Source organism: Roseofilum sp., from assembly GCF_982964205.1.
In genome coordinates, this window is the sequence record NZ_CEZBFX010000185.1 from 1 (window position 1) to 5,656 (window position 5,656).

Annotated in this window: 6 protein-coding genes; 3 read left to right on the top strand and 3 right to left on the bottom strand. The window is 45.6% G+C overall.

From position 1 onward, the window contains the following. Positions 1-67: 67 nt before the first annotated feature. Complete coding sequence (locus tag AC3A14_RS23820; protein ID WP_318736096.1) at positions 68-502, bottom strand: hypothetical protein; 435 nt, start codon at positions 500-502, stop codon at positions 68-70. Positions 503-578: 76 nt separating this feature from the next. Between AC3A14_RS23820 and AC3A14_RS23825 the strand changes: the two genes are divergently transcribed. Next, a complete protein-coding gene (locus tag AC3A14_RS23825; RefSeq protein WP_318736099.1) occupies positions 579-1,088 on the top strand; it encodes a hypothetical protein in 510 nt (169 codons plus the stop codon). A 105-nt stretch (positions 1,089-1,193) separates the two neighbouring features. Here AC3A14_RS23825 and AC3A14_RS23830 read toward each other — a convergent pair whose 3' ends face one another. Continuing rightward, positions 1,194-1,526 carry a hypothetical protein gene (locus AC3A14_RS23830; RefSeq protein ID WP_318736102.1) on the bottom strand — a complete coding sequence of 111 codons (333 nt, stop codon included), beginning with the start codon at positions 1,524-1,526 and terminating at the stop codon, positions 1,194-1,196. Between the two features lie 235 nt (positions 1,527-1,761). Between AC3A14_RS23830 and AC3A14_RS23835 the strand changes: the two genes are divergently transcribed. Next, entirely contained in the window at positions 1,762-3,330 is a 1,569-nt protein-coding gene (locus AC3A14_RS23835) for a hypothetical protein (protein ID WP_318736104.1), read from the top strand. Further along, the gene (locus AC3A14_RS23840; protein WP_318736105.1) at positions 3,327-5,339 is read left to right on the top strand and encodes a hypothetical protein; all 2,013 of its coding nucleotides are present in this window, start codon (positions 3,327-3,329) and stop codon (positions 5,337-5,339) included. The genes AC3A14_RS23835 and AC3A14_RS23840 overlap by 4 nt, the downstream gene beginning before the upstream one ends. A gap of 115 nt (positions 5,340-5,454) precedes the next feature. On the opposite strand, the gene AC3A14_RS23845 is transcribed toward AC3A14_RS23840, so the two are convergent. Further along, positions 5,455-5,656, bottom strand: a 202-nt coding sequence (locus tag AC3A14_RS23845; protein WP_487779201.1) for a hypothetical protein, incomplete at its 5' end; no start/stop codon positions are given.

The window sequence follows — 5,656 nt, forward strand, 5'->3', positions numbered from 1 at the left end:
TTCGGGGTCACCAGGGGTTGTGGACGGCGGAAATCCCGTCCATCCCACTGTTTGATTGGAGGTGAGGCTAAAATAGGGTTTGCGCTTCTGAGATGAGGGGCGCGTACCACCGATTGTCATAGGAAGCCCCGATCGCTCTTGCTGCGATCGGGGCTTTTTCATGGCGCTGCGCTAAGGGCGTGATGATACCCGTGACGATACGGTGACGATACCGGTGGTGACTGGAAGGCCCACCCAGCAAGGGTGTGACGGTTGTGACGATACTCTGCCTACTCTTGTTGCAGCGTTTTTTAAGGTGAATGGCGATCGGTTCTTTTCCATGGCGACGCGTTGCGCTAAGGGCGATCGCCTTCGTAGGCAAGCGGAGGCGTTTTGGCCGTAGGATACTCTTATGACATTCGGTGACTACGATGAAATATCCGCGTTGGTTCCCCTTCCCTAGCTGTTGGTTGAGGTCTCTATTTACTTGGTCTATAGCGAGCCTGATTGCATGGGCCTTCATTGTGGTTGTACCGATAGGTCTTGGGTTTTCGGCGCTATTCTTTACGATCTCCTTAGTTGAGAATCCGATCATTTCTGTGATTTCTGGTCTAATTGGCGTAATGGCATTGGTAATGTCCCTAATTCTATTTCCCCTACTTCTGTATGCCCAAGAGCGGCAACTAGGAGATAAATGGGTCGGAAAACAACAAAAAGCACTTGCGTTCATCCCTGTCGCTCGCAACTGGATAGAAGGAGTGGGAGATGTAGGGGTTTTATTTGTTGGAACGCTTTTCGCTATGATGTTCCTACTTGGGAGTAATCCTCAAGTCCTGTTTAGTGATTACCCGGTCTACCCGACCGATGAAGAACTAGAAATCGCTGGACTAATTGCTCTAACTACGTCTGCCTATTGCTACCATTTTCGCGTCCTATTTCACCGACATCGAGAACGGGTCCGTAAACGGTCCAACCTTAACCGAAATCGTCGGACTCTTCCCAGACGCAAAGGAAAAGTTCCCACAATGACAGTGGAAATGCCACCAGAATTCGACGATCCGATAGAAACAGAACTGAACGAGATGCGAAGAAAGATTGACAATGACTAGAGTAGCGATCTGGAGATTTCTGTTAAAGTGAAACCCTACCCTTTTGATGTACATGATGTAGAGATCGCCCGGTATTAACCGGGCTTTACTATTTTAAAGAAACAATCATCTCCCAGATTGCCAAAGTGAAAAAATAAGCGGGATAGCTATGATTGAAACTGCAACGATCAACGAAATCCTCGCCTTAGCTTTGTCCACCCACTTCTCCAAATCCCTAGTATTCTCCTCTATTTCATCCAGCCGAGAATTCAACCCCTTCTCTTTTTCCGTCAATTGCCGGATGTATTCAGCTTTATCCTCTTTCCGCTCCTCTATTAGGATCTTTTGGTTAGTGCTTAACCTCTCAATAATTATATTCAGCCGACGTAGTTCGTTGTTCTGTGTCGCCTGTGTTGCGTGTAGAGTTTTGATTAGTTCCAGTAGGTCGTTTTCGGGCATCTTCTATCTTTTCGATCAGCTTCTTAGATCGAAGTCCAAGCTGATCCAGCAACATCAGGTTAACGTTTTCTTCTCTCAGTAGTTGCCCTGTAGTTTCCATTGCTAATTGCCAAAAGAGGAAAGAGGGGGGTCAATCTCCTTCATTATACTCCGCCATCTCCAATTTGCTGAAGCCTTTCAAGCCATCTTCAGCTTCTGTCTTTCTATAATTAGATAGTCACTTCAACCTAACAAGATGGGAAAAATAAAGACTTACACTAGGGGCTTCACTGAAGCCTGGAAGAAATCACGGGAAAACGCCATGAAAGGATGGGATGACATCTTTTCAGGATTGGGAAGATCGCTTGGAAAACTATGGAAGGGACTTGGAAATATAGCTGGTGGAATTTGGGGTGGAATTAAGTGGTTAGGAGGCAAGCTTGGCATAAACGCCAGCAAAGTATTCGATTGGCTATGGCAGGGCGTAACCTACCTTTGGAGATTCAATTGGAATATCTCAGATGAAGCTATTGACGAGCAATTACAAGCCGATTTAGAGTCACTTGCAGGAATGTTAGGTGGCGCTTTTGGGGCTTCAGTTGGGTGGGGGGTTTGTGGCGGCATTGGTAGCGCTGTCCTGATGAAAATCGATCCCGCGATGGCAATGTCCGTCACAGCAGAATTAGGCGAGGAAGCCAAAGAGGAGTTATTACAAGTTTGGTCACAGGTTGGTTTTCGGGTAATCGATATCATCGCGGAGAATGCCTTCAAGCAAGTCTATAAAGGCGCTCGACGGCTCATCAAAAACAGGAAATGGGTACAGCGAATATTTGGGGAGAAAACTGAAGAAATTATGGAAAGCTGGGGAAAACCAGGAGGCGAAGTTATTTCCCTTGCAAAATGGAAGCAAGATCGAATAGATGAAATCCCTAATCGCTATATCCGGAATTTCGTCGATGAATTCTTTGAGGAATTCGGCGACTCCTGCCATGAGGCACTTATGGTTATCGCTGGTGGGATCGACAGCTATCAAGCCCTGCAAAGCACATCCATTCAAGAGCAGGTACTGGGAGAGAATAAAGTGATGGATATTATTCCGAATAAAGAAGATGGGCAAATCTTCCGCCTCTATGGAAGGGAAAATCTTGTCCGCCAGGAAGCAACATCCTTTCTCGCCAACTACCAACTGCTATATGGGAAGGATATCGGGCAGTATATCGGAGAACCCGCACCCCAATATCAAATGAAAAAAATCCACACCATTAGTGCTGTGATTTTGTGGTATTCAAAAGTCACTCAACCGTTTAGAATTAAAGGACAGAACTTCAAGCAATCAACATTAACAATTCCCGACCTCAAAAAAACCGGAATTACATGGAGAGGATTACAGAAGGCAGCAGGAGGAATACAGGGATTTGTGAGCGGACCTTCCAAATTTTGGTGCAAACTATCTTGTGGATCTTCGACACTGCTATGGGCTGAAACTGAACGAGTTGCAGAGGACATAGTAAGAGATTTAATGGAATTTTCTGCATCAGATATTATAGCCAATTCCAGCGGAACTCAGAAAAAAACGGAGAGGCAAAATGAGAACAACCGAAACTACAAGAAAAAAATCAGAATTTATCCCTATCAAGTGACATTCTTCCGGACAGGCGCTGATAGGAACGGGAGGGTTAGGCTCTACGATTCTCGCAACGAAAAAGTCAGTCGCCGCTCACTGACCCTTCCGTTGTGGCAAAATCTCAGCGACCCACAATATGATGAAGCAATTGATGAATTTCTCAATGATGCATTTGCTGATATGCCACAAGCGAACCTATGACCATTCCACAAAAGACCAGAGCTAGGCAACCACGAGGAAGAGGGAGTATCCTGAGGGGCGGGCGTAAAATTCTTGGATTGAAGACTGTGATTGAAGCCTTGGAAAGGGCAATCGAACACTTTTCTTCTCCCCCCGACTTCCAAAGAGATATGGGGAGACATGTACAGACCTGGAATGATATTTCAGGAACAAAAATTCCAAAGCCCAAAATACCTAAACCTTACACCAGTCCAGGAGAGCCAGAAAAAGATATCGAGAGCCTAGGAGATGGAGGCGTAACATACCAACCACCCAAAGATTCGGAACTTGATACAACCGGTTGGGGACATCTGGAGTGGGGAGATACCGGAACCGGACTAGGAGAAAATACACACAGCGGAAATCCCCCAACCTCCCCCCCTGAATACGACGTTCCTCAACCAGAAGGAATCTGGATTCCACCTTTATTACCGGAAAGAATTCTTATCAATCACAATCCGGATAAAAAGGTTAAGATTTACATTAGCGTGGGGGTGAATGCTTGCAAAGGAAATTCTTACAGTAGTCCTGCTTTTCCTGATAGCAAAGTGATGTTCTTCTACTTCTACCTAGAAGATGGCGGGCACTTAAATGATGGATGGGCAACAGACCCGACAGGACAACCGAGAATCTGGTTTGAGGGACGTGGGCACTGGATGGCGTTCCTTAAAATGGCTGAAAAGCTATTCAACGAGAAGCTGGCTGTCTTCTTTGAAAAATCAGCCGGCGATTTTTACAGCCCAATCAGAGCTACCTACAACAGGAGAGAGGACGGCTCGTGGGACGGGCCTCACAGATCGAACCGGTCGACATCCAAGGCTGAGTCTGGCTACAATTTCTACTTCTACGTGGAGGCGGAATTAAACCCACCTCCCTTGAGAATGTCACCCATACATAAAGGTAAAGACGTGGATTGCTGCAATACACTTAGACGAAACCAAGACCGAATAATCAAAGACTTGAAACAAATTAAGAAGTGGACAGGAGCTGACTATGACGAGATAGAAATGCCAGCCCATCCATTTATGGATACCCCCGTTGGGTGGTTGGGAAGTGTTCTGGGCAGAGACAAGAAAAAATTAGGTTCTATCCCCGACTTGATCGTTTATTTTATTCAAGCGGTGGATACCATGTTTGGGGATGAATTCCCCATGAAGATTAAAGTCCCTGAACATCTTGTAGAAGGGGCGAAAAAATCAGGCGAGGAAATCCCTGAAGAGTTTGAAATGGTTACCCCAGGTGAAGCCATAAAGGTCATTCTTGAGATGGTGATGAACCTACAAGACGATGAAGGGAACAGCAAAGCCTTATTGATGAAGTGCCTGATAGAAACCTACAAAGCCAGAGAAGAAGCTTATAAGGCAAGGAATATTCTCGATCAACTCCTTAAATGGACAGGGGTTGACTACGAGGAAGTCAAAAATTACTTACAGGCAGAATTTACCCTGCCGGAAACAGACAACGACCCCAACAATGCCATCTCTTGGGAGGACTGGAAGGAGAAATATCCTGGACCAGATGAGGAGCTAAGGGCATTTCTTGAGCCTTCAAAAATGGCAGTCAAGAGCATTTATTTTGATGTAGAGAAATCAACAGACTTGTCAGAGGAGTTTTACTACCTTCGCAATATTTATTCGATTGTTCGAGTAGCTCATACAATCGGTGTCGGGACACATCGGGATGGCATCAAGGATAAGCTTGCAAGTTATCTTGTCGACTTTGGCGCGAAATACGCCTATCACTCCGTTACTGCTCCCAAAGAGCGAGAAAAAAGAGGCATAGTTCCGGATGAAGATGATGCAAATTATGACCCCAAAGGACTCAAGGAATTTAAGCGGTTCCGAAGAGTAGTAGAAGATGGACTTGTTGGATCTGGGGAAAGCTCTAGCGCCTTCTTTGAAACCGGGGCTACCCCTTCAGAACGCCGAAATATGCCCTATGGTCGGCATCCAGAAGAATCCGCTGAGATCAGAGATGTCACGGAACAATAGAAAGCGTTAAAAGCGAGGTTTAAATGACCCCGCTTTTTGTGAACTATACAACCTGATCCTGTCCATTATCCAATCCTCTGCTTCGATCAATTCTGCATAAGGATGCAACCAGAAATTAACCACCGAAATACTGTATAACCTCATCAACTTCTGAATCTGATGGAGTATTTTCCCACGCCAGAAAATGCCGAATATCGATATCATTCCTCCAGTTGCTAAGGACAGCCCTACCAAGCATCCATTCGGCGTTGATGACTTCATTAAACTCGATAAATACCCAGAACCACTCATTAATAGGAGCCAAATCATAGGGGGAG

What these genes read in the sequence shown, in the direction of transcription:
- AC3A14_RS23820 (WP_318736096.1), bottom strand. Translation starts at nt 502, where the DNA reads ATGAAGGCCCATGCAATCAGGCTCGCTATAGACCAAGTAAATAGAGAC.
- AC3A14_RS23830 (WP_318736102.1), bottom strand. Translation starts at nt 1,526, where the DNA reads ATGCCCGAAAACGACCTACTGGAACTAATCAAAACTCTACACGCAACA.
- AC3A14_RS23835 (WP_318736104.1), top strand. Translation starts at nt 1,762, where the DNA reads ATGGGAAAAATAAAGACTTACACTAGGGGCTTCACTGAAGCCTGGAAG.
- AC3A14_RS23840 (WP_318736105.1), top strand. Translation starts at nt 3,327, where the DNA reads ATGACCATTCCACAAAAGACCAGAGCTAGGCAACCACGAGGAAGAGGG.